22 protein-coding genes, 1 tRNA gene and 2 pseudogenes are annotated in these 20058 nt (G+C 38.7%); 15 read left to right on the plus strand and 10 right to left on the minus strand.

What is annotated here, in order from left to right; all coding sequences use genetic code 11:
- Positions 1-49: 49 nt before the first annotated feature.
- Both V757_RS25495 and apbC read right to left on the minus strand, forming a co-directional pair.
- Positions 50-1861 carry an autotransporter assembly complex protein TamA gene (locus tag V757_RS25495; RefSeq protein ID WP_023952679.1) on the minus strand — a complete coding sequence of 604 codons (1812 nt, stop codon included), beginning with the start codon at positions 1859-1861 and terminating at the stop codon, positions 50-52.
- A gap of 31 nt (positions 1862-1892) precedes the next feature.
- Complete coding sequence (apbC, locus tag V757_RS25500) at positions 1893-2984, minus strand: iron-sulfur cluster carrier protein ApbC (RefSeq protein WP_023952681.1); 1092 nt, start codon at positions 2982-2984, stop codon at positions 1893-1895.
- Positions 2985-3182: 198 nt separating this feature from the next.
- On the opposite strand from apbC, the gene V757_RS25505 reads away from it, so the two are divergent.
- The 5 genes from V757_RS25505 (at position 3183) to lysM (ending at position 8124) form a co-directional block, all read left to right on the plus strand.
- On the plus strand, positions 3183-3377 hold the full coding sequence (locus tag V757_RS25505; protein ID WP_023952683.1) for a hypothetical protein: 195 nt from the start codon (positions 3183-3185) through the stop codon (positions 3375-3377).
- A gap of 266 nt (positions 3378-3643) precedes the next feature.
- Positions 3644-5716: a methionine--tRNA ligase gene (gene metG / locus V757_RS25510; protein ID WP_023952685.1), complete on the plus strand. Its 2073-nt coding sequence runs from the start codon at positions 3644-3646 to the stop codon at positions 5714-5716.
- A 75-nt stretch (positions 5717-5791) separates the two neighbouring features.
- On the plus strand, positions 5792-6553 hold the full coding sequence (gene trmB, locus V757_RS25515; RefSeq protein WP_023952687.1) for a tRNA (guanosine(46)-N7)-methyltransferase TrmB: 762 nt from the start codon (positions 5792-5794) through the stop codon (positions 6551-6553).
- Positions 6554-6628: 75 nt separating this feature from the next.
- Positions 6629-7573, plus strand: a complete 945-nt coding sequence (gene pip / locus V757_RS25520) for a prolyl aminopeptidase (protein WP_023952688.1) — start codon at positions 6629-6631, stop codon at positions 7571-7573.
- A 113-nt stretch (positions 7574-7686) separates the two neighbouring features.
- A complete protein-coding gene (gene lysM / locus V757_RS25525) occupies positions 7687-8124 on the plus strand; it encodes a peptidoglycan-binding protein LysM (RefSeq protein ID WP_023952690.1) in 438 nt (145 codons plus the stop codon).
- Positions 8125-8235: 111 nt separating this feature from the next.
- On the opposite strand, the pseudogene ffh reads toward lysM, so the two are convergent.
- Positions 8236-9673, minus strand: a pseudogene (ffh, locus tag V757_RS25530) (signal recognition particle protein).
- 91 nt (positions 9674-9764) lie between these two features.
- On the opposite strand from ffh, the gene V757_RS25535 reads away from it, so the two are divergent.
- The 3 genes and pseudogenes from V757_RS25535 (at position 9765) to ampD (ending at position 11523) form a co-directional block, all read left to right on the plus strand.
- Complete coding sequence (locus tag V757_RS25535) at positions 9765-10613, plus strand: cytochrome C assembly family protein (protein WP_023952692.1); 849 nt, start codon at positions 9765-9767, stop codon at positions 10611-10613.
- 37 nt (positions 10614-10650) lie between these two features.
- Complete coding sequence (locus V757_RS25540; protein WP_023952694.1) at positions 10651-10890, plus strand: PP0621 family protein; 240 nt, start codon at positions 10651-10653, stop codon at positions 10888-10890.
- Positions 10891-10925: 35 nt separating this feature from the next.
- Positions 10926-11523 (plus strand): annotated as a pseudogene (gene ampD / locus V757_RS25545) (1,6-anhydro-N-acetylmuramyl-L-alanine amidase AmpD).
- A gap of 11 nt (positions 11524-11534) precedes the next feature.
- Here ampD and V757_RS25550 read toward each other — a convergent pair.
- From V757_RS25550 to V757_RS25565, 4 genes are all read right to left on the minus strand, one after another.
- Positions 11535-12287: an amino acid ABC transporter ATP-binding protein gene (locus tag V757_RS25550; RefSeq protein ID WP_023952696.1), complete on the minus strand. Its 753-nt coding sequence runs from the start codon at positions 12285-12287 to the stop codon at positions 11535-11537.
- A gap of 2 nt (positions 12288-12289) precedes the next feature.
- Positions 12290-12973: an amino acid ABC transporter permease gene (locus V757_RS25555; protein ID WP_218184513.1), complete on the minus strand. Its 684-nt coding sequence runs from the start codon at positions 12971-12973 to the stop codon at positions 12290-12292.
- A gap of 22 nt (positions 12974-12995) precedes the next feature.
- Positions 12996-13778, minus strand: coding sequence for an amino acid ABC transporter substrate-binding protein (locus V757_RS25560; RefSeq protein WP_023952700.1), 783 nt, complete (start codon positions 13776-13778; stop codon positions 12996-12998).
- A gap of 171 nt (positions 13779-13949) precedes the next feature.
- Positions 13950-14153, minus strand: a complete 204-nt coding sequence (locus V757_RS25565) for a nucleotidyltransferase family protein (RefSeq protein ID WP_023952702.1) — start codon at positions 14151-14153, stop codon at positions 13950-13952.
- Between the two features lie 441 nt (positions 14154-14594).
- Between V757_RS25565 and V757_RS25570 the strand changes: the two genes are divergently transcribed.
- The 6 genes from V757_RS25570 to V757_RS25590 are packed head-to-tail and all read left to right on the plus strand — an operon-like array spanning position 14595 to position 16091.
- Entirely contained in the window at positions 14595-14894 is a 300-nt protein-coding gene (locus V757_RS25570) for a type II toxin-antitoxin system RelE/ParE family toxin (RefSeq protein WP_023952705.1), read from the plus strand.
- A gap of 3 nt (positions 14895-14897) precedes the next feature.
- The gene (locus V757_RS29800) at positions 14898-15086 is read left to right on the plus strand and encodes a helix-turn-helix domain-containing transcriptional regulator (RefSeq protein ID WP_315970390.1); all 189 of its coding nucleotides are present in this window, start codon (positions 14898-14900) and stop codon (positions 15084-15086) included.
- Positions 15028-15216, plus strand: coding sequence for a helix-turn-helix domain-containing transcriptional regulator (locus V757_RS29805; RefSeq protein ID WP_342664084.1), 189 nt, complete (start codon positions 15028-15030; stop codon positions 15214-15216). Before V757_RS29800 ends, V757_RS29805 begins: the two co-directional genes overlap by 59 nt.
- On the plus strand, positions 15164-15484 hold the full coding sequence (locus V757_RS25580; protein WP_245587047.1) for a DUF1902 domain-containing protein: 321 nt from the start codon (positions 15164-15166) through the stop codon (positions 15482-15484). Before V757_RS29805 ends, V757_RS25580 begins: the two co-directional genes overlap by 53 nt.
- Positions 15477-15767, plus strand: coding sequence for a helix-turn-helix domain-containing protein (locus V757_RS25585; RefSeq protein WP_023952709.1), 291 nt, complete (start codon positions 15477-15479; stop codon positions 15765-15767). The genes V757_RS25580 and V757_RS25585 overlap by 8 nt, the downstream gene beginning before the upstream one ends.
- A 21-nt stretch (positions 15768-15788) precedes the next feature.
- Positions 15789-16091, plus strand: a complete 303-nt coding sequence (locus V757_RS25590) for an addiction module antidote protein (protein ID WP_023952711.1) — start codon at positions 15789-15791, stop codon at positions 16089-16091.
- A 627-nt stretch (positions 16092-16718) separates the two neighbouring features.
- On the opposite strand, the gene V757_RS25595 is transcribed toward V757_RS25590, so the two are convergent.
- Together V757_RS25595 and V757_RS25605 are read right to left on the minus strand one after the other, a co-directional pair.
- Positions 16719-17168: a virulence-associated protein VapD gene (locus V757_RS25595; RefSeq protein WP_023952713.1), complete on the minus strand. Its 450-nt coding sequence runs from the start codon at positions 17166-17168 to the stop codon at positions 16719-16721.
- A gap of 551 nt (positions 17169-17719) precedes the next feature.
- A tRNA-Arg gene (locus tag V757_RS25605) sits at positions 17720-17794 on the minus strand.
- Positions 17795-17974: 180 nt separating this feature from the next.
- On the opposite strand from V757_RS25605, the gene V757_RS28680 reads away from it, so the two are divergent.
- The gene (locus V757_RS28680) at positions 17975-18964 is read left to right on the plus strand and encodes a c-type cytochrome (protein ID WP_023952717.1); all 990 of its coding nucleotides are present in this window, start codon (positions 17975-17977) and stop codon (positions 18962-18964) included.
- A 220-nt stretch (positions 18965-19184) separates the two neighbouring features.
- Here the strand turns inward: V757_RS28680 and V757_RS25610 are convergent, their stop codons facing one another.
- The gene (locus tag V757_RS25610) at positions 19185-20033 is read right to left on the minus strand and encodes a hypothetical protein (protein WP_052019423.1); all 849 of its coding nucleotides are present in this window, start codon (positions 20031-20033) and stop codon (positions 19185-19187) included.
- Positions 20034-20058 lie beyond the last annotated feature (25 nt).

Genomic DNA, 20058 nt, shown 5'->3' on the forward strand with positions numbered 1-20058 from the left:
AAGGAGGAAGGTACCTAAATATTTGAGTGATTTTCTGATCATAGTATGTTTAGAATGCGATGCCTAGAGAAAAATGTAGTCGAATTTTCTTGTCATAATGCCCATAGGCTAGGTCTAAATTTAATGGTCCAGCGGGTGTTTTAATTAGGGCACCAACACCTGTACCTACTTTCAGTTTCATATCTTTGAAACGACGAGCTGCATCACCGACATCAACAAAAACACCCATTCCAAATGTATCATCAAAATAATGCATATACTCTGTACTTGCCACAGCTAAAGCACGTGTACCAATGATTGAATCACCTGCTTTTTCACCAATGCCATAATATTTATAGCCACGAATGGTTCTTGCCCCACCAGTGCGATAGCCGAAATCATCTGGAAAAATGGTATTATCCCCTGCCCACACATGCCCCACTTCAGCTCTCACCGTAATAATGTCTCTTTTACCAACAGGGAACCATAATTGACCACGAGCAGAAGCTCGATAGAAGTTTTTTCTTTGCTTTAAGTTATGACCAATCCCTACCCCCATCGCAAATAAATTCCCAGAGCGTGGATTGTATTTATCATCGACATCTCGACGTAAAATATCATATGTTGCGACAAGAGAAGGCAATTTAAATTCTGGATTAACTGGGTCATTCTTCCGCTTAACCATATCATAGTTTGCCATCAATGCCCAATTATTCTCAAACTCGACATTACTTTGAGAGTCTAACTTAAACTCTCGTTTACGTCGCCAACCAATCCCTACTCGAGTGACCTCTTCATTTTGTATATCAGAATGCCTTGCCATAATGCCAAAGCTATCAACTGAACCATTTTGATTAGGAGGTAAATAAAAGTCCAAGAAAGCTCGTTGATTATCAAGGTCAACACCAGCACCAGTTTCCATCGTTACCGGCAAGCCCCAGACAATATTGTGACGATATAAAACCTCACCTCGTATACCTACTGAATCATCCACCGACAGTGATCCTGTGATAGTCCGTGCAGGAGCCTCCGTCACTTTGACCTCTAGTGGGAGTTGTGCTGTTCTTTCGGCGTAAATCGCCTCATCTTCAGGATTTTTTACTTTTAAAAAAACCCCTCTAAAATAATTTGTTGCTTGAAGTCTAGATTGCCATTCTTCTAGTTGCTCTTGTGTATAGCGTAAACCAGGTTCATATTGGATATAACGATTAATCACGCTAACTGGGACTCGCCTCAGTCCCAAAACCTCAACATGTCCTAGGGTGACACTAGGACCACTATCCACTACAGTGACCGTATCGACTTTTGAAGCGACAGGGTCCACCACAGCTTGAGAACGAATCATGCGTGCAAAATAGAAGTCTTCTTCTTGAACCTTGTCAATCAAATCTGTCTTGGCTTTACTCCAGTCGGCATTAATAAAGTTTTTACCAACAGGGAGTTTCCAATTATCGCGTAATTGCTTTACACGGCTAGCATATTCTGGATCAGCAATCCGTCCTGTAAACGCATTATTAGCCGATTGAACCACAGAAATTTCTCCTGGCTCAATAGACACATCCCAAGTATCACCACCAATATCTTCCCCAACTTCTAAGGTAACGACAGGATTAAAATAACCTTTTGTTGCTAACGCAGAAACAACAGCCTCATGTCCCTTGCGACGAATACGCGCCGCCTCACCGGCATCTTGATCGTCGGCTTGGCGCACAATAACATTAACCCCTTTATTAACAGCAGTTAATACATCTGGAGGCAATCCACTGGGATCAATAACAACTTCTGGTTTTTTATTAGTGACGGGCTCTTCCGCTGCCTTAACACAAATTGTGCAAGACAGTGAAAGAATCCCCGCCCACATCATGACTTGGGCTGTTCTCATTCTCTGTGATAAAAGCGAATAATTCTTAATTTTACCGTTTTACCACAATTGATGGAAATTTATGTGCCATATCCTTTTTTAAATTTGAAACATTTACCGCTACTTTACGAGCTAATTGTTGATAAATACGACTTATTTCACTGTGTTGTTCACTTTCAACAATAGGTGTTCCTCGATCAGAATTTTCTCTTACTTTGATATCAAGCGGCAATCCTCCTAAGTAATCTAACTGCAACTCTTGTGCTAATCGTTTACCACCATCCTCACCAAAAATATGCTCTGCATGACCACAATGACTACAAATATGCACACTCATATTTTCTACAATCCCCAAGACGGGTACATTGACTTTTTCAAACATAGATGCTCCTTTACGAACATCTAATAAAGCAATATCTTGAGGCGTAGTCACAATCACACTACCGACAACAGGAACTTTTTGTGCCAAACTTAAAGCAATATCTCCTGTCCCTGGTGGCATATCAACGATAAGATAATCCAAATCAGGCCACGCTGTCATAGTTAATAACTGATTCATTGCCTGCACAACCATAGGTCCACGCCAAATAGCCGCCTGATTTTCCTCAATTAAAAAACCAAACGAGTTCACCCATACACCATGAGCTTTCGGCGGCACCATTTGTTGTTTTTGATTAATGTCTGGCTTGCCTTTTACCCCTAACAATATAGGCTGAGAAGGTCCATAAATATCGGCATCCAACACCCCTACTCTTGCACCAAACTGTGCCAGTGCTACGGCAAGATTAACCGCTGTTGTACTTTTCCCTACACCACCCTTGCCACTCGCTACAGCAATAATATTTTTGACTGTTTCAATTGGTTTTAGACCATCTTGAACTTTATGTATTTGTACCCCAGTTATAAGCTCCAAGCGTACATTTGTTGCACCCAATGGTTCTAATAATTGTTGAAACTGAGCATATAACCCAGCGACATCTTGGTCATTTAAATGGTATCCAGGCAAAAATCGAAGATGCACGACACTGCCGTCTAAACGAATATCATCCTGTTTAAATTTATGACCAATAGGAACCCCTATCAAAGGGTCCTTGAGCTGTTTTAATTGTTCTAAAATGCTGGCGGAATTTAATTGTGCTGACATGTTACTTTCCCCAAAAGGTGTAAAATAAGACACAATCATACCGTGTTTGTACGTTACTGTCGCTAAACACCCCAATGTTATAGGAGTTTTAATCTATGGATGCGCTTAACCAACTACTGAGAGGATTTTTATTTTTTATATTTACCTTAGTTGGTCTCTTTATCACGTTTTCTTTTTTAGTGATTGGGGTGATAACGTTTGCCATTATGTATCTTATATATACTATTAGAAGGCAAAAAATTCTCTGCCTCTGACTATTGGCAACAACAACGAACTAGAGCTAAAGCCACGCAAACACAATTTAATGAGCGTTTTCGTCAGCCTAACTATAGTCGCCGTAAAGCACAAGAAATTAGTGATGTTGAATTAAGAAATGTTCAGAAAGAAGACTAACAGTTGACATCCTCCCCTGCATGAATGCAAGGGGTTTCTACTGTGGTTAGCGATGTTCTGCTAACTCACTTCGGTGGGTTCGTGCTGCTGACAACCTTACTACATTGTTCACTTCACACGTACTACGGACAAGCCCTACCATAAAATAGTGGTTTTTCTCACCTAAAATAACAGCATTACTTTCAGCTAGCTAGCAAGCTTTACATGAAAGATAGACTGTTTTCGTTTAAAATCATACCTTTGCATATTTACAAGACGTTAAGACTATGACTCGTACTATTTTTGTCACTACCGCTTTACCCTATGCCAATGGTTCATTCCATATTGGTCATATCATGGAATATATTCAAGCCGATATCTGGGTACGTGCAATGCGAATGTCTGGTCATACCGTGCATTTTGTAGGGGCTGATGATGCTCACGGCGCACCGATTATGCTTAAGGCGGAAAAAGAAGGGATTACACCTGAAGAGTTGGTTGCTCGTATTGCGGCAGAACGCCCGACCTATTTAAATGGGTTTAATATCAAATTTGATCATTGGCATAGCACTCATAGCCCTGAAAATACAGAATTATCAGGACTTATTTACAAAGCATTAAAAGCCAATAATCTCATTAGCCAACGTACTATTGAGCAATTCTATGATCCTGTCAAAGGGATGTTCCTACCTGACCGTTATATCAAAGGGGAATGTCCAAAATGTCATGCTAAGGATCAATATGGCGATTCTTGTGAGGTCTGTAGTGCTGTATATTCACCAACAGAACTTATCAATCCGTACTCAACATTAAGCAATGCTACACCTGTTTTAAAAACATCAGAACATTTTTTCTTTAATTTATCGGATCGTCGTTGTGTAGAATTTTTGCACGAGTGGACTCAAGGCTCTAGCAAATTTGGTTATAAACATTTGCAAAATGAGGTATTGGGTAAAACACGTGAGTGGCTTGGTGAGAGCATTGGTAACAATAACTTAAATGACTGGGATATTTCTCGTGATGCTCCCTATTTTGGGATTGAAATCCCTGATCAACCAGGCAAATATTTCTATGTGTGGTTAGATGCTCCTGTCGGTTACCTAGCCTCACTAAAAGCGTACTGCGCTAAACAAGGGCTTGATTTTGATGCGTTATTAGACCCTGAAGGTAATACTGAACAAATCCATTTTATTGGTAAAGATATTACGTATTTCCATGCGTTATTTTGGCCTGCCATGTTGAAATTCTCTGGACGAAAAGTGCCAGATCAATTAAATGCCCATGGTTTTATCACAGTGAGTGGTGAAAAAATGTCTAAAAGCCGTGGCACTGGTATTTCTCCATTGAAATACCTTGATTTAGGGATGAATCCTGAATGGATGCGTTACTACATTGCTGCCAAACTAAATGCCAAAGTGGAAGACGTTGACTTTAACCCTGATGACTTTATCGCTCGCGTTAATTCAGACCTTATCGGTAAATATATCAATATTGCTAGCCGAGCCGCCAACTTCATTAGTAAGCATTTTGATGGGCAGCTAGCTTACCTTGGTAATGAGGCTGATATCACACAAGAAATCGAACAGCTCATTGAATCAGCTCGTACAGACTTTGAACATCGTGAATATGGTCGTGCTATTCGTCATCTCATGAGCTATGCTGATAAAGCAAACCAAGCGTTTGACCAAGCTCAACCATGGATTCTTGCCAAAGGAATTAGTACTGCTTCTGATGAAACAAAAGCACAATTACAAGACATTTGCTCTCGAGCCATCGCCAGCTTCAAAGCATTATCTATCTGTTTAAGTCCTGTGTTACCTGCTTTAGCAGAGCGTATTTCTCATGAGCTATTTGCGATAAACCGCTCTTTTGTTTGGAAAGATGCTAGCGAACTTCCTCGTACGATTAGTCCATTTAAGCACTTAATGCAACGCGTGGACGAGAGCCAAGTAGATGCCTTACTTGAACCACCTGCTCCTGTCGTAGAAACACCTACACCTGGTGGCGAAGCAATCGCTGACACAATCACTATTGATGATTTTGCTAAAATTGACCTACGTATTGCCAAAATCGTTAATTGTGAACATGTAGAAGGTTCTGATAAATTATTACGCCTGACACTAGACGTGGGTGAAGGTCGTCATCGCAATGTCTTCTCAGGTATCAAATCAATGTACAAACCGGAAGATTTAATTGGTAAATTAACCGTGATGGTTGCCAACTTGGCCCCTCGTAAAATGAAATTTGGTATTTCTGAGGGCATGGTGTTGGCCGGTAGCCACGCTGATGAGAAGTCTAACCCCGGTATTTATGTATTAGAGCCTTTCCCCGGTGCTCAACCTGGTATGCGAGTTCGCTAAGCCTTTACTATTTACACAAGGGAGCTATAGCCTATATGATTAGGCTATCGTTCCCTTTCTCTTTTTATCGTTTATATGAATAATCACCACACGCCAAAAGAACAAGAAATGACTAATATGGATCACGATACTTCTGAAAATACTGCACCCACAGAGGACGGAAAACATCCCTTATTTGGGCGTATTCGTAGCTTTGTTCATCGCCGTGCCCATATTACACCCGGTCAGCAACAAGCACTCGACACACTTATGCAAAAGTGGGGAATTACATACAGCCCTACGTTACTTGATTTTGAGCAAGTATTTAAACGTAGTGCGCCAACTATTCTAGAGATTGGTTTTGGGATGGGAGAAACTACAGAAAAAATTTGTCTGACACGAAAGGATGAAAACTTTCTAGGGGTAGAAGTATTTAATGCTGGCGTAGGCTCAATGCTCAATCGCATTGAAAATTCAGGATTAACAAATATGCGCATTATTCAACATGATGCAGTGGATGTTGTTAATCATATGATTCCCCTTGAGAGTCTTGCTGGCATTCATATTTATTTCCCTGATCCATGGCAAAAAAAGCGACATCATAAACGCCGCCTAATCCAATCCCCTTTTGTAAAACTTTTAGCTGAAAGACTTAAGACTGGTGGTTATATTCATTGTGCCACTGACTGGGAAAACTATGCCGAACAAATGCTTGAAGTACTAAGCGCTGAACCCCTACTACAAAATACGGCTGATGGCTATGCACCCAAGCCTGATTATCGTCCTCAAACTAAATTTGAAACTCGGGGATTTCGCTTAGGACATAGTTCATGGGACTTAGTGTTTACAAAAAAATAAACACTGACATCTACTATCCACGTTATCATTACGTGATAATTAAAATTTTTTATATTCTGACATATAGGATTAGTAATGCTATACCCTACTATTGAACCTTATAAAACTGGCTATTTAGATACTAATGACGGTCACTCAATTTATTGGGAACTCTGTGGTAATCCTAATGGTAAGCCTGTCATTTTTTTACATGGTGGTCCAGGAGCAGGATGCACTGAAAATCATCGCCGTCTTTTCAATCCTGAAAAATACCATATCATGTTATTTGATCAACGAGGTTGTGGTCGATCTCTGCCATATGCCTCTCTTGAAAACAATACGACATGGCATTTAGTAGAAGATATTAACCGCCTACGTAACGAGATATTAGCGGCTGAAAAAGCCATGATTTTTGGTGGATCATGGGGCTCTACATTAGCACTTGCCTATGCTGAAACCTATCCAGAGCATGTCAGCGAGCTCATTATTCGCGGTATTTTCACCGCAAGAAAAGAAGAAATCCGTTGGTTCTACCAAGAAGGTGCCTCTTATTTATTCCCTGACTATTGGGAGGACTATGTCAAACCTATCCCGGAAAATGAGCGTCATGACTTATTAAGCGCCTTCCATCGTCGTTTAACAGGTCAAGATGAAACTGAAAAATTAGCTGCTGCGTCTGCATGGGGACAATGGGAGGGACGTACGATTACGCTACTTCCTGATCAGGATACAGCCAACCATTTTTCTGCTGATAGCTTTGTTGTCGCTTTTGCTCGAATTGAAAATCACTATTTTATGCAAAATGGTTTTTTTGAAGATAATCAACTTATTAATAATGTGGATAAAATTCGTCATATCCCTTGCATTATTATTCAAGGGCGCTATGATGCATGTACCCCTGTGCACACGGCATGGGAACTACATCGTGCTTGGCCAGAAGCTGATTTTCAATTAATCCATGATGCTGGACATGCGTTTAGCGAACCTGGCATTATGAGAGCATTAATTGACGCCACGGATAAATGGGCCGATAAACGTTAATAATTGTGTATTATTCACAATTCTTTACATCAGTGGTCTTTGTTTTGTCTTATTCTTCAGTCATAATAAACACAGATACTTGTTTTTAACATTATTTCTAAAGGAGAAAAATAATGGGTATTCTAAATTTCTTACGCGAAGCTGGTGAAAAACTATTTGGTGGCTCTGATGCCAATGCAGCTTCTGCTGATGACTTAAAAAAAGAACTTGCAAAACATCAATTAGACGCTGAAGGTTTAGACATCTCTGTAGATGGCGACAAAGTAACTGTTAAAGGTCAAGCAGCTAATAGCGAAGTAGCTGAAAAAATCGCTATTGCTTTAGGTAACACTCAAGGCGTTGCTCAAGTAGACAATCAACTTTCTGTGGCTCAACCAGCAGCTGAGTCTCGTTTCTACACAGTAGTTAAAGGCGATACATTATCTAAAATCGCTAAAGAAATGTACGGTGATGCTAACAAATATCCTCAAATTTTTGAAGCTAACAAACCAATGTTAACTCACCCAGATAAAATCTATCCAGGTCAAGTTTTACGTATTCCTGCGTTATAATTTAACCAATAGATGATTTTCTACCTTAATAGGACTCAAGACTGAGTCTCTATTGAGAAAAGGCGAATGTTGAAACAACATTCGCCTCTTTTATTTAGCACGAGAGATTATTTAGCGTTTTTTACCAAAACCGCCAAATCCACCCATACCAGCCAAGCCACCCATGACTTTAAGTGCGCCCATACCTCGCATCAGTTTACCCATACCACCTTTTTTAAACTGTTTCATCATACCTTGCATCTGATCAAACTGTTTTAGTAAACGATTCACTTCTTGCACTTGTACGCCTGCGCCTGCAGCAATACGTTGCTTACGTTTACCATTGATAATCTCTGGCTTACTACGTTCTTTTGGCGTCATGGAACGGATAATACCTTCTGTACGACGTAAGTGCTTTTCTGCCTCTCCTTGATTTAGTTGACTTGCGGCTTGGGCAAATTGTCCGGGTAGTTTTTCTAATAAACTACTCATACTACCCATTTTTTTCACTTGTCTGAAGTTGCTCTAAGAAATCATTTAAATCAAACCGATCGCCACTCTTGAGCTTTTTCGCCATTTTTTCGGCTTCAGCAACATCAATATTACTTTGTACTTGCTCCACAAGAGAAACAATATCACCCATGCCTAATACGCGCTGAGCCATACGTTCTGGATGGAAAGCTTCCAGACCATCTAATTTCTCAGATACACCGATAAACTTCAACGGTTTGCCTGTCACATGACGCACGGATAGTGCAGCACCTCCTCGTGCATCACCATCCAATTTAGTCAATACCACCCCTGTCAAAGGCAAAGCATCAGAGAATGCTTTTGCCACATTCACGGCATCTTGACCTTGCATCGCATCAACAACAAATAACGTCTCTATTGGTTTTAAGATTTGATGCAATTCAGCAATTTCTTTCATCATGGCTTCGTCTATACCTAATCGACCCGCCGTATCCACTAGCAATACATCATAGAAATGTCGTTTAGCATAATCAACCGCTGCCAAGGCAATATCTTGAGGACGTTGAGTAGCATCCGATGGGAAGAAATCAACCCCCACTTGCGAGGCTACTGTCTTTAATTGCTCAATTGCCGCTGGTCGATAGACGTCAGCGCTCACCACTAAAACCTTCTTCTCGCTAATCTTGCGACCATTTTTTTTTAGTAGCCCTTGACTTAATAACCTTGCTAATTTACCTGTTGTCGTGGTTTTACCGGCACCCTGCAAACCTGCCATCAAAATAATTGCTGGAGGCTGTGTTGCCAAGGATAACTCACTCGCATTTTCACCTAGATCACCACCCATAAGTGCTGTGAGTTCTTTATGAACCACGCCTACAAGGGCTTGACCCGGATTGAGGCTTGTTGATACCTCTAAACCCATTGCTTTTTCTTTGACACGCTCTATAAAATCGCGTACCACAGGTAAGGCCACATCTGCTTCAATCAGCGCCATACGAACTTCACGCAACATATCTTTGGTGTTAGCTTCGGTTAGTCGTGCCTCACCACGCATGGTTTGCATGATTTTGGAAAGTCGGTTAGTTAAATTATCAAACATATTCGTTTCAAAGTATTCGTTCAGATTTCCCAAATAAGCAAAGTGATATACTTGTAAAAAAACTTATTCTTATTTAGGACGTTTTTCAATAATGATGTCATCTGCTATTGTATTGCACTATCTGGCTGCTTTGGCTTATCTCGGCTTAGGAATCTCAATTTGGTGGGCTTTATATCAAAAAAAACCACTTACCAAGCGTCCTTTAATGGTTTCTATCATTCTATTTGGCTTAATTATTGTTCAAGGTTTTGCGATTCATCTTGGTATGCTTGCTGACGGTATGATACGAATAAACTGGACTCTTGGACTCTCTTTCACACTTTGGTTGGGTCTAATGATTTATTGGGTCGAAAGTAACTTTATTCGATTAACGGGTTTTTTATTATTACTACTACCTATTGGTTTTATCATTTGCCTATTAGCAGCCATCTTCCCTATTTCAGAACATAGTACTAGTATTACCGTTTACAACAACACATTTATGGTACATCTAGTTATTTCATTATTTGCTTATAGCCTCATTGCACTGAGTGCATTACAAGCATTGATTATGACGGGTTTAGATAACTATTTACATCGTCCACAAAATTTTTCTGATACGAATAGCCTAGTTTCTAGAATCCTAGATGCTCAACCACCGCTAATGGTACAAGAGCGTTTATTATTTCGATTAATTTGGATTGGTTTTACCCTACTCTCCCTCTCAATCTTAAGTGGTATGTATGTATCCATTGACTTAACAGGACAGCTATTACCACATGATCACAAAACTTTTTTCACCCTGATTTCTTGGTTAATTTTTGGGATATTGTTATTTGGTCGAATGATGTGGGGTTGGCGTGGACGCATTGCCTTGCGTTGGACCATGCTAGGCTTTGGCTTACTAATGCTAGCTTATACGGGTACTCGTTTTATTTTTGAAGAATTGATTACAAAATAAGCATCAATTTATTTTAAACCTAAAGGAATTTACATCGATGAAGTTTCTGTTGTTTTTTGCGTTTATTTTTGGTGTACTGGCCTATTTTAGAGCAGCCAAACGAAAAGAGGCTTATCTTAAAGCACAACAACATCAGCAACTCAAAAAAACGATTACCATGGTCAAATGTGAGTACTGTGGCACACACATCCCTGAACATGAAGCATTGATAAGACATGGTCATATCTGGTGTGATGAAGAACATGAGCGGTTGGGTAGTCATTCAACCACAGCTTAATTATCTTGTAAAGTCAAAGAGACAGGAGTAACTGAATGACAACAAATTCCCCTAGTTTACACTTAGATCGTCATGGTTGGTTAGTACCATCCGCAGGGGTTAGACTTGTTCCCTCTCCTAACTTTAACCAACGTCCTGCTAATGAAGAGGCAAGACTGCTCATTATTCATAATATCAGCCTACCACCGAATAATTTTGGTGGCCCCTATATTGAACAACTATTTACGAATCAATTACAGGTTCCAGACCATCCTTTTTTTCAACAAATTGCTTCACTTAAGAGTATCTGCTCATTTTCTCATTCGTCGTACGGGTGAAATTATTCAGTTTGTCAGTACGCAGAACAAAGCATGGCATGCAGGCATTTCAAGCTTTGAAGGAAAAGCAGGCTGCAATGATTTTTCTCTTGGTATTGAACTTGAGGGAAGTGATTATGTACCCTTTACTGATGAACAATATTGTAGCCTAACTGCACTCTCTGCGTTATTACGGTACCACTATCCATTACGTGCAGTGCGTGGACATGAACATATTGCTCCTGTCCGCAAAACAGACCCTGGTCCTTATTTTGACTGGAACCGTTACCGCAGTGAAGGTAAGTGGAGTTGGCGTGAACTCCCTACTCTAGGTTAGAAACACTCTCCCTATGAATCCATACGGATTTGATGCAAGAAGCGTTTGGTTCGTTCGTGTTGAGGAGTAGAAAAAAGTTGCTGCGGTGAGCCTTGCTCAACAATTTCTCCATTATCCATGACAACAACCACATCAGCCACATCAAGCGCAAACTTAATTTCATGCGTTACCACAACCATTGTTCTGCCTTCATTTGCCAATGATTTCATGGTATTTAATACATCTTGCACCAACTCTGGATCTAGTGCAGATGTCGGCTCATCAAACAACATTAGTTCAGGTTGAATCGCAAGTGCCCTAGCAATTCCTACACGTTGCTGCTGCCCCCCAGATAACTGAAAAGGATATAAATCCGCTTTATCCTCAAGCCCCACTTTCTTTAGTAACGCTTTGGCTTCTTGTTTAGCGAGTGCCAAATCCTTTTTTTGTACGAATACAGGACCTTCAATAATATTTTCAAGTGCTGTTTTATGGGGGAATAAATTGTAGTTCTGAAATACCATGCCTGATTTACGTCTCAGCGTCAAAATATCTTTTTTAGATGGTTTGGCGGCAAAATCAATATAAAGTGGCGCTACACCATCAAAGGCGATACTCCCTTGCTCTGGCATTTCCAACGCATTTAAGCAGCGCAAAAATGTCGTTTTTCCTGAACCAGAAGGCCCTAGAATAACAACTACCTGCCCATTTTGTATCGTTAAGTCAATGCCTCTAAGCACATTGTTATTCCCGAAGGTTTTATGAATATTGCTGACTGTAATCATCACTATTTCGCCACATAACGATCAAGCCGTTTTTCTAAACGCGCTTGAATAAAAAACAATACCCAACAAAACAGCCAATAAATCAACGCTGCTTCAATATAAACAGGTAAGAAATCATAAGAAACATTAGCGACCTGTTGTGCCACACGAAACATCTCCGTTACGGTCACAACTGATGCTAAAGAAGTATCTTTAAACAAGCCAATAAAGGTATTACTTAATGGAGGGACAGCCACACGAAACGCTTGTGGCGCAATAATGCGACAAAACGTTTGCATATACGTCATACCAATAGTATATCCTGCTTCCCATTGCCCCTTCGGAACAGAAAGAATTGTTGCCCGTATAGTTTCAGAGCCATACGCACCAATATTTAAAGAAAATCCAATAATCGCTGCAGGAATAGGATCAATAAAAATACCTATCGCAGGTAGCCCATAAAAAACAATACAAATTTGTACTAACATAGGCGTACCACGGATAATCGAAATATACCCCTTGACTATCCATAAGACGATACGATGGAGAATCCCTTGAATAGGAGTAACTCGAATCAATGCCACGCCTACCGCAATTGCCATACCTAAAGTAAACGATGCGATAGCAAGTGGGATAGAAACTAAAAAGGCCGCTTTTACCATCGGCCAAAAACCATTTATGACTAGCTCGGCACGAGCCTCAGTCATAAATGGCAATGAAAGCAATAAATCATTTAACACTAATATCTCTACCGAAGAACTGTTCACCTAATCGCTTAAGTGTACCATCTTGTTGTAGCTGTGTAATCGCCTCACTGATTTTAGCTAACGCCTCATCGTTACCCTTGTTAGCCACAATTCCAGCACCAACTTTTTCTGGAGACTCCCACACTGTTTTTAAGCCTGAATTAGGATTTTTCTTTAAATAATCGAGTAGTGCTAAGGAGTCATTAAACGTTACATCAGCACGTTTTTGTTGGATTAATAGTAAGCCTTGCGCCATCCCATCAATAGGGACAATTTGTGCCTGATACTTTTGTGCCAACTCACCATAGTTAGAGCTTAACGTTTGAGCTGCTTTTAACCCCTTAACATCTTCAGGATTACTGATACGTGTTTCGTCTGAACGAGCCAATAACATCGCACCAGACCAACTATATTCTTTAGATTTATCAAAAATAGCTTGGCGTTCAGGCGTCGTTAAACCTACTTGGTTAGCCACTACATCAAATCGTCCAGCTTTTAATCCTGCTAACATCGCATCCCATTGGGTTTCTTTGAAATCGACTTTGACACCTAATTTTTCGGCAACGGCACGAGTCACTTCCACATCATACCCAGTCAATTTGCCACTCGCATCATGATAAGTAAACGGTGCATACGTTCCCTCTGTCCCTACCGTAATCGTGCCTTTTGCATTGATACGATCTAATAAAGAACCATCTGCCAAAGCAACACTAGAGGCGCTAAATGTTAATAATGAAAACACAAGTATTGAGAATTTTTTAATCATAGCAACTTCCATACAAAACTAAATTAATATTCACTAAGTGAATTTATGTTATATAAGTTTAAGGCAATAAAACTCAAATTCAAAATAACAAATGGAAATAAGTTTAATCAATAAGAAAATTGACTTGTCGTAAGACGCCAAAATGATTATTACGAAATGTTCAAGGAAAAATTAGCAATGGTAGTGTAACGTACTAAATAGAATCAATGATTGCTTGGGTTGCCTTAGGATCATTAACAAATCAATATCACTACCCTCTACATCATCTCCACGAGCTACTGAACCAAAAACCCTTGAGTTAGTAATTAATGGATATTTTTCAAAAAGTTTCTCTACATCAGCCTTTTTTGCTTTTAACAATTCAGACGGTCTCATATTGGATCCTTACTTAAGTCAATAGCCTTGTTATCTACCATTTCATACAATAATACTAAATCATATATTACATAACCATCATGGTCTAATTTGAGATTAGACTTTAACAATGCTCAAGATTAATCGAATAACTTATTTTTTCCCCTAGAGAATGATTAATTATGCTCTGTTTGCAAAGACTTTCCACTAAATTAAATGTTTCTATTCCCATTCTTCACCCTCGCTAAAAGGTAAACGCTAAAAATAAAGGGGGATATTACCGAATGCTTTAGCGGGTGCATCTTTCGGTTGTGCTGACCTAGGCAATGCCTATAATCATTATGCACTGTCTGTTCGTACAGTGCATAGCTAAAACAACACTAAAATAGCTATACATTAATATCTCGCATTGCGTGAATGTGAACAATCGTTTACAATAAATCAAGTCTTGAGGGTTCTACTATGTACATCATTAACCAGACTGAAGAATTTTCTAAGTGGGTAGCTAGTATCAAAGATAACAAGGCTAAGGCGGCTATATCGTTACGCTTAAGGCGTGCCATGTTAGGTAATTTAGGCAATGTAAAAAGCCTAAACGGTGGGGTTTTTGAAATGAAAGTTGATGTTGGCGCTGGTTATCGTATGTACTACGGGCAAGAAGGCAAGCATATTTATTTAATGTTCTGGGGTGGTAATAAATCCACTCAAGAGAAAGACATTAAGATTGCGCATAAACTATGGAAAGAAATTAAAGGAGCTTAATATATGAGTTTAGCCGTTAAAATTAAGCCTGTTGATATTGCAGAATTTTTAGATAGTGAAGAAGTTATTGAAGAATATTTAAAGCAAGCCATAGAAGACGGCGACCAGTCATTACTACTTCATGCCTTATGTGATGTGGCTAAGGCTCGTGGAATGTCTGAAGTTGACCAAAAAATCAGGGTTAAGCCGTGAGGGATTGTATAAAGCCTTATCTACTGGTTCCAAACCTCGATATGAAACACTACAGAAAGTTTTAGGCGCTTTGGGCTTTGGTTTATCTATCAAGCCATTATCAGAAATTGAACATCATCAGCACGCTTAATGTGTTTAAATATCGTGTAGGCTTGCCGTTCTGGCGTTCACTTGCTCGTATGGGTATAACGTTATCCGTTATGATTGAGGTTTTACATGATAATGAGGCTAATGTGTTTGTAGTGACTAGTCCCAATCTTCATGGTTTGATTGTTGAGGCTTCGGACATTAAAGCCTTGTTACATGAAATTCACTCCTCTATTGATGAATTACTTTATGAAGAATTAAGCCATCAAGTAAATGTAAATATAAAAATAGCTGGGGTTGCTTATGTGTGATGATAACGGCTGGGTATCAATACCAGTAATTAAAGGCAATAACGATAACGAAACAATCCCCAATGAAGTAGTAAATATTATGGTTTCTCATGATATTAGCTTACTTGGTGCGTGGCGCTTGTATCGTGGTTTATCCCAAAGTGAAGTAGCCAATAAAACAGGGCTTACACAATCGGCTATTTCTCAAGCCGAAAAACAAAGCTCTAAACCACAAATGAAAACATTAGAAAGGTTGGCTAAAGTGTATAACTGCCGTCCTAGCCAGTTATATATTGATGAATAACCACCCCATACGATTATGAACATGGAAAAAATCGAAATTACTCAATTTGATGTGTCTGATTATTTAGATACTGAAACAGTACAAAAAGAATATTTAATCTCTGCTCTTGAAACTGTCAACATAGATTTATTTTTTAAGGCGCTCGGTGATGTGGCTAAGGCTCGTGGGATGTCTCAAATAGCCAAAGATACAGGTTTAAGCCGTGAAAGTCTTTATAAGTCTTTTAATGCTAAAACTAGCCCCCGATTTGATACTGTAAATAAAGTGTTAAACGCTTTAAATATTACTTTAACTGCTAAAGATAGTAAGGCTGTTAATGCTTAGTGTTTTGTATCAATAGTTAGCAAGCCATTCACCATGTCAAGAAATATCAACATTACAAAGGTTTAAACCAAATAAGAGGTGCGTTTTTATTCCTTGTTAATATCAGAAAATAAGGGTTTATTGGTCACCCTCGGAGAATGGCTTGTTTACTAGGTTCTTACAGGGATTAAATATATTCATGCAATGTATGGAGATGTACTAGTGGTGCCTGAGGCCGAATCCATATTTTTATATAAGCATTTGATAATAAAATAGTTTTAATTAATTGAATTTGTTTTTACCTACATATTTACCTACTATGTCTTGACGTAGCTATTTTATTCCAACTTGTGGTTTTACCCCCTCATTTTGTGGAGTTTTTATGGCAACTTGTGGTTTTACCCCCCCCAACTTGTGGAGTTTTTTTGCAACTTGTGGTTTTTTTATTTTATATAAATATTATATATATCAATAAGTTAAATAAAAAAATAGGGCAACTTGTGGAGTTTTTGTGGCTCTAGAGATATTTTTACTTTAATTTCCTTTAAAACAGTTCAGTATTAAATTTGAATGATGTTGTGTATACGGCTAAAAACCGCTAGAACATAAAAAAACGCCACTAAAGGGCGTTTTAATATATTTCAAAGGTTATTTAGTTTTTTTGCTTTTAATTGGTTGGTTATCTTCCAATAAAAATACTTCTTTACTAAGGATTTCTTTAATTTTGGCTGTAGGTAATCCAGCGTCTTTTAATTCGGCTTCTAGTTTTGCTAAACGTTGATTAAATAACTGTTTGGCTTCATAAACTCCACGAGCGATGAAATCGGCGTTTAAATCGCTTTCAAGTCTGTAAAACTTGATGTTAGAAACGCAACTAAAAAACCAGTCATATCTAGCTGTTAATTCTTGAATAGCTAATGTCCCATGAGCTTCACTAATGCCATCGTTACCTAAATAAACACTACCTTGTAAATGGTTAAATCCATGCTTTAACAGGATTGCTTTTATATCAGCATAAGCGTTTTGATAGCTCATGGCATGATATTGTTCTCTTAAACAATCTGTATCCATGTCGAATGTGATTAAATACTTACTCATATTTGGTTAACCTCTTCAATGTTTTTCTGGCTAGGGAGTATTGTACTAATTAGTTGTTTTAGATGCGTTAACAATGCTATGTAAAGCATATAGATTATTTACTTGTTGAATGATATTTAGCTGTTCTTCTGTTGAGAGAGTAGCTAACTTCTCTAACATTTCTATTTTAAATGGATTTCTAGCTAAAATTAATCTATCAATGAGCCATACAGAGGAAAAAACCACAAATTGCGCTAAAAACTCCACAAATTTGGGGGAAAAACGCAAGTTGGTGGGTAAAAACACAAGCTAGAAAATTTTAATGAAAATAATTCGTGATTAAGGTAGGAATGATTCATTTTTACAAAATAAAAACAAACTAAATCTGTGTGGGTAAAAATCTAACTTGTGTAGGTAAACTAATGATAATTTACCTACATAATTTAATCAATAGGCTTAAATTTAATCGAAGTAAAATAAAGAAAAAGGAAGGAAATTTTATTTTAACCAGTTGTTTTTATTAATATTTTTAAACTGTTTTGAATAAAAATAAATTTTTTTGAATTTGTTGATGGCCTCACCGACAGGAATCGAACCTGTATCAAGAGCTTCGGAAACTCTTATTCTATCCATTGAACTACGGTGAGAAAGCCTCTATTGTAAGTGAAATAATTTAAAATTTAAGCATAAACGTGGCAAAAAAGTAAATATTTCCGCAAAAAAAAAGATATTTTGAAGAATAATGATAAATCCTATTATCTCAAGTGTAGAGTAAAGTTATAATCACATATTATTAGTATTTATTTCTTATTTTTTTAGGATTTTTTATGAGCACGAACGCTAATAAATCAAGCCAAACATTATTAAAACTGGCGTTGGTATTGTTATTGCCTATCATCCTTATCATTATTTTAATAAAGACATTCAGCTCTTCAGATACTGACCCTGCCTTATTAACATCTGATGCTATTGAGGATCGTATTGCACCTGTAGCTAAATATAATACGGGGGCACCAGCTATTACATTAGATAGTGGTAAGAAAGGTCCTTTAACAGGTGAAGAGGTTTACAAAAGCGTCTGTATGTCCTGTCATGATGCTGGGCTAGCAGGGGCGCCTAAGAAGGGTGATAGTGCTGCGTGGGCACCTCGTATTGCACAAGGTGAGGCTACTCTATTTAAGCATGCACTTGAAGGTTTTAATGGAATGCCGTCTCGTGGTGGTAATCCTAAGCTAAGTGATTTAGAAGTTCAACGTGCGGTTGTATTTATGGCTAATGCTTCAGGTGGTAAGCTTGCTGAGCCTGCTGACAAAGGTGCCGATGCTAATAAAGTCGATGATAAAAAAGCTGATAAACCAGCTGAAGCAGCACTAGCAACAGTGACAGAAGCTAAACCAGCTGAAGCAGCACCAGCAGCAGCGACAGAAGCTAAACCAGCTGAAGCAGCACCAGCAGCAGCGACAGAAGCTAAACCAGCAGAAGCATCACCAGCAGCAACGACAGAAGCTAAACCTGATGAGACTGCTCCAGCAGCAGCTGCACCAGCACCTGCTGCTACTAAAGGTACAGTAGACATTGAAAAAGCAAAAGCTTTATTTAATTCGAAAGCTTGTTCTGCGTGCCATAGTGTAGAAGCTCAGGTTGTTGGTCCCGCATTCAATGATGTATCTGCAAAATACTCTGATCCAGCAACAGTTGCTGCTAGTATTAAGGGCGGTAGTTCTGGTAAATGGGGAGCAGTGCCAATGCCTCCTAACCCTGTAAGCGATGAAGAAGCACAAATTCTTGCTGAATGGATTGTTTCTTTGAAAAACTAATCTGGCAATCTACAAAATGAGAAGGGGGTGATATAAATATCATCCCCTTTTAATTTGTTGATAGTAAAGTTTTCGGCGTGCAGATTTTGATACTTAATCAGTGATGTATTGGTTGAGGAAATCTGCACGTCAAAAATAATCATCTTAAGTACCCCACATAATAGGGGCATAGGATTAAAAATTATTAACCTAAATTCTATGCTAGCGGGATAGTTTAAGTTTAAATTTTTAATGCATCCATAAATTGCTGTAAGTAGGTTGCAAAGTCAATATGATCAGACTTCTCGATTTGTTCTTGTTGGGCAATACTTTCTTTACCTTGCTGTAGAAATTTGTCGTAAAGTTCTTTATTGAGGGGGACGACTCTTAATGTATCAGTATTAAATTGGCTAAGCTTAGTAATACTCTCATTAAAGTGATTATTTTCTTTTTGTAATAGTGCTAATACTTGATTAGAAGGGCACAGTGTTGAATCTAATAGTTTAGTTTTTTGAGCATCAAGAGAACGACTATAAGCTTGTGTATTATAAGCTTTATCTAATAATGTCGCGGCAATCCTGATTTGTTCAATAAGTGCTAGGCCCCACTCTTTTAGCGAGATGTCTTTATCCTGATTTAGGAGTGTTAGACCAGGCTGGCGACCATAGTTTACTACTTTATTAAAATTGCTCTCACTTTCTTTACATTGTCCAGTTCCTGGAAAAGCAGCACTTTGGGTGCAAGCACAATAAAGTAAAAATGCGTCCAGGAATCGGCAGGTATCCTCACTTATACCAAGAGGATGGAAGGGATCAATATCGATGCAGCGAACTTCAATGTATTGAATCCCATCTTTTAATAATGCCGTGATAGGACGCTCACCTCTGCCATGTGTGCGTTTAGGACGAATAGTGGCATAAAATTCATTTTCAATTTGTAGGATATTGCCATTTAATTGAATCCATTTGCCGTCTTTTTGTGTGCCGAGTGCTTCGTAGGCTGGCCAAGGTGTAGTAACGGCATCATAGATAAGTTGTGCAAAGCCTTCTAAAGTATTAAAGCATGATTTTAGGTTAGATTGTGCGTTCATTTCTATACCCTAAATCGCTCATTCT

Origin of the sequence: Pelistega indica (assembly GCF_000506865.1) — a bacterium.
Lineage (GTDB): Bacteria > Pseudomonadota > Gammaproteobacteria > Burkholderiales > Burkholderiaceae_B > Taylorella > Taylorella indica.

Bases quoted from the DNA above. Each gene is read 5' to 3' on its own strand.
- V757_RS29800 (WP_315970390.1), top strand. From the start codon at position 14,898: ATGAGTTTAGCCGTTAAAATTAAGCCTGTTGATATTGCAGAATTTTTA.
- lysM (WP_023952690.1), top strand. From the start codon at position 7,687: ATGGGTATTCTAAATTTCTTACGCGAAGCTGGTGAAAAACTATTTGGT.
- apbC (WP_023952681.1), bottom strand. From the start codon at position 2,984: ATGTCAGCACAATTAAATTCCGCCAGCATTTTAGAACAATTAAAACAG.
- V757_RS25595 (WP_023952713.1), bottom strand. From the start codon at position 17,168: ATGAGTAAGTATTTAATCACATTCGACATGGATACAGATTGTTTAAGA.
- V757_RS25590 (WP_023952711.1), top strand. From the start codon at position 15,789: ATGGAAAAAATCGAAATTACTCAATTTGATGTGTCTGATTATTTAGAT.
- V757_RS25560 (WP_023952700.1), bottom strand. From the start codon at position 13,778: ATGATTAAAAAATTCTCAATACTTGTGTTTTCATTATTAACATTTAGC.
- V757_RS25570 (WP_023952705.1), top strand. From the start codon at position 14,595: ATGTACATCATTAACCAGACTGAAGAATTTTCTAAGTGGGTAGCTAGT.
- V757_RS25565 (WP_023952702.1), bottom strand. From the start codon at position 14,153: ATGAGACCGTCTGAATTGTTAAAAGCAAAAAAGGCTGATGTAGAGAAA.
- metG (WP_023952685.1), top strand. From the start codon at position 3,644: ATGACTCGTACTATTTTTGTCACTACCGCTTTACCCTATGCCAATGGT.
- V757_RS25610 (WP_052019423.1), bottom strand. From the start codon at position 20,033: ATGAACGCACAATCTAACCTAAAATCATGCTTTAATACTTTAGAAGGC.
- trmB (WP_023952687.1), top strand. From the start codon at position 5,792: ATGAATAATCACCACACGCCAAAAGAACAAGAAATGACTAATATGGAT.
- V757_RS25585 (WP_023952709.1), top strand. From the start codon at position 15,477: ATGTGTGATGATAACGGCTGGGTATCAATACCAGTAATTAAAGGCAAT.
- V757_RS25555 (WP_218184513.1), bottom strand. From the start codon at position 12,973: ATGACTGAGGCTCGTGCCGAGCTAGTCATAAATGGTTTTTGGCCGATG.
- V757_RS25495 (WP_023952679.1), bottom strand. From the start codon at position 1,861: ATGAGAACAGCCCAAGTCATGATGTGGGCGGGGATTCTTTCACTGTCT.
- V757_RS25540 (WP_023952694.1), top strand. From the start codon at position 10,651: ATGAAGTTTCTGTTGTTTTTTGCGTTTATTTTTGGTGTACTGGCCTAT.
- V757_RS25535 (WP_023952692.1), top strand. From the start codon at position 9,765: ATGATGTCATCTGCTATTGTATTGCACTATCTGGCTGCTTTGGCTTAT.
- pip (WP_023952688.1), top strand. From the start codon at position 6,629: ATGCTATACCCTACTATTGAACCTTATAAAACTGGCTATTTAGATACT.
- V757_RS29805 (WP_342664084.1), top strand. From the start codon at position 15,028: ATGTGGCTAAGGCTCGTGGAATGTCTGAAGTTGACCAAAAAATCAGGG.
- V757_RS28680 (WP_023952717.1), top strand. From the start codon at position 17,975: ATGAGCACGAACGCTAATAAATCAAGCCAAACATTATTAAAACTGGCG.
- V757_RS25550 (WP_023952696.1), bottom strand. From the start codon at position 12,287: ATGATTACAGTCAGCAATATTCATAAAACCTTCGGGAATAACAATGTG.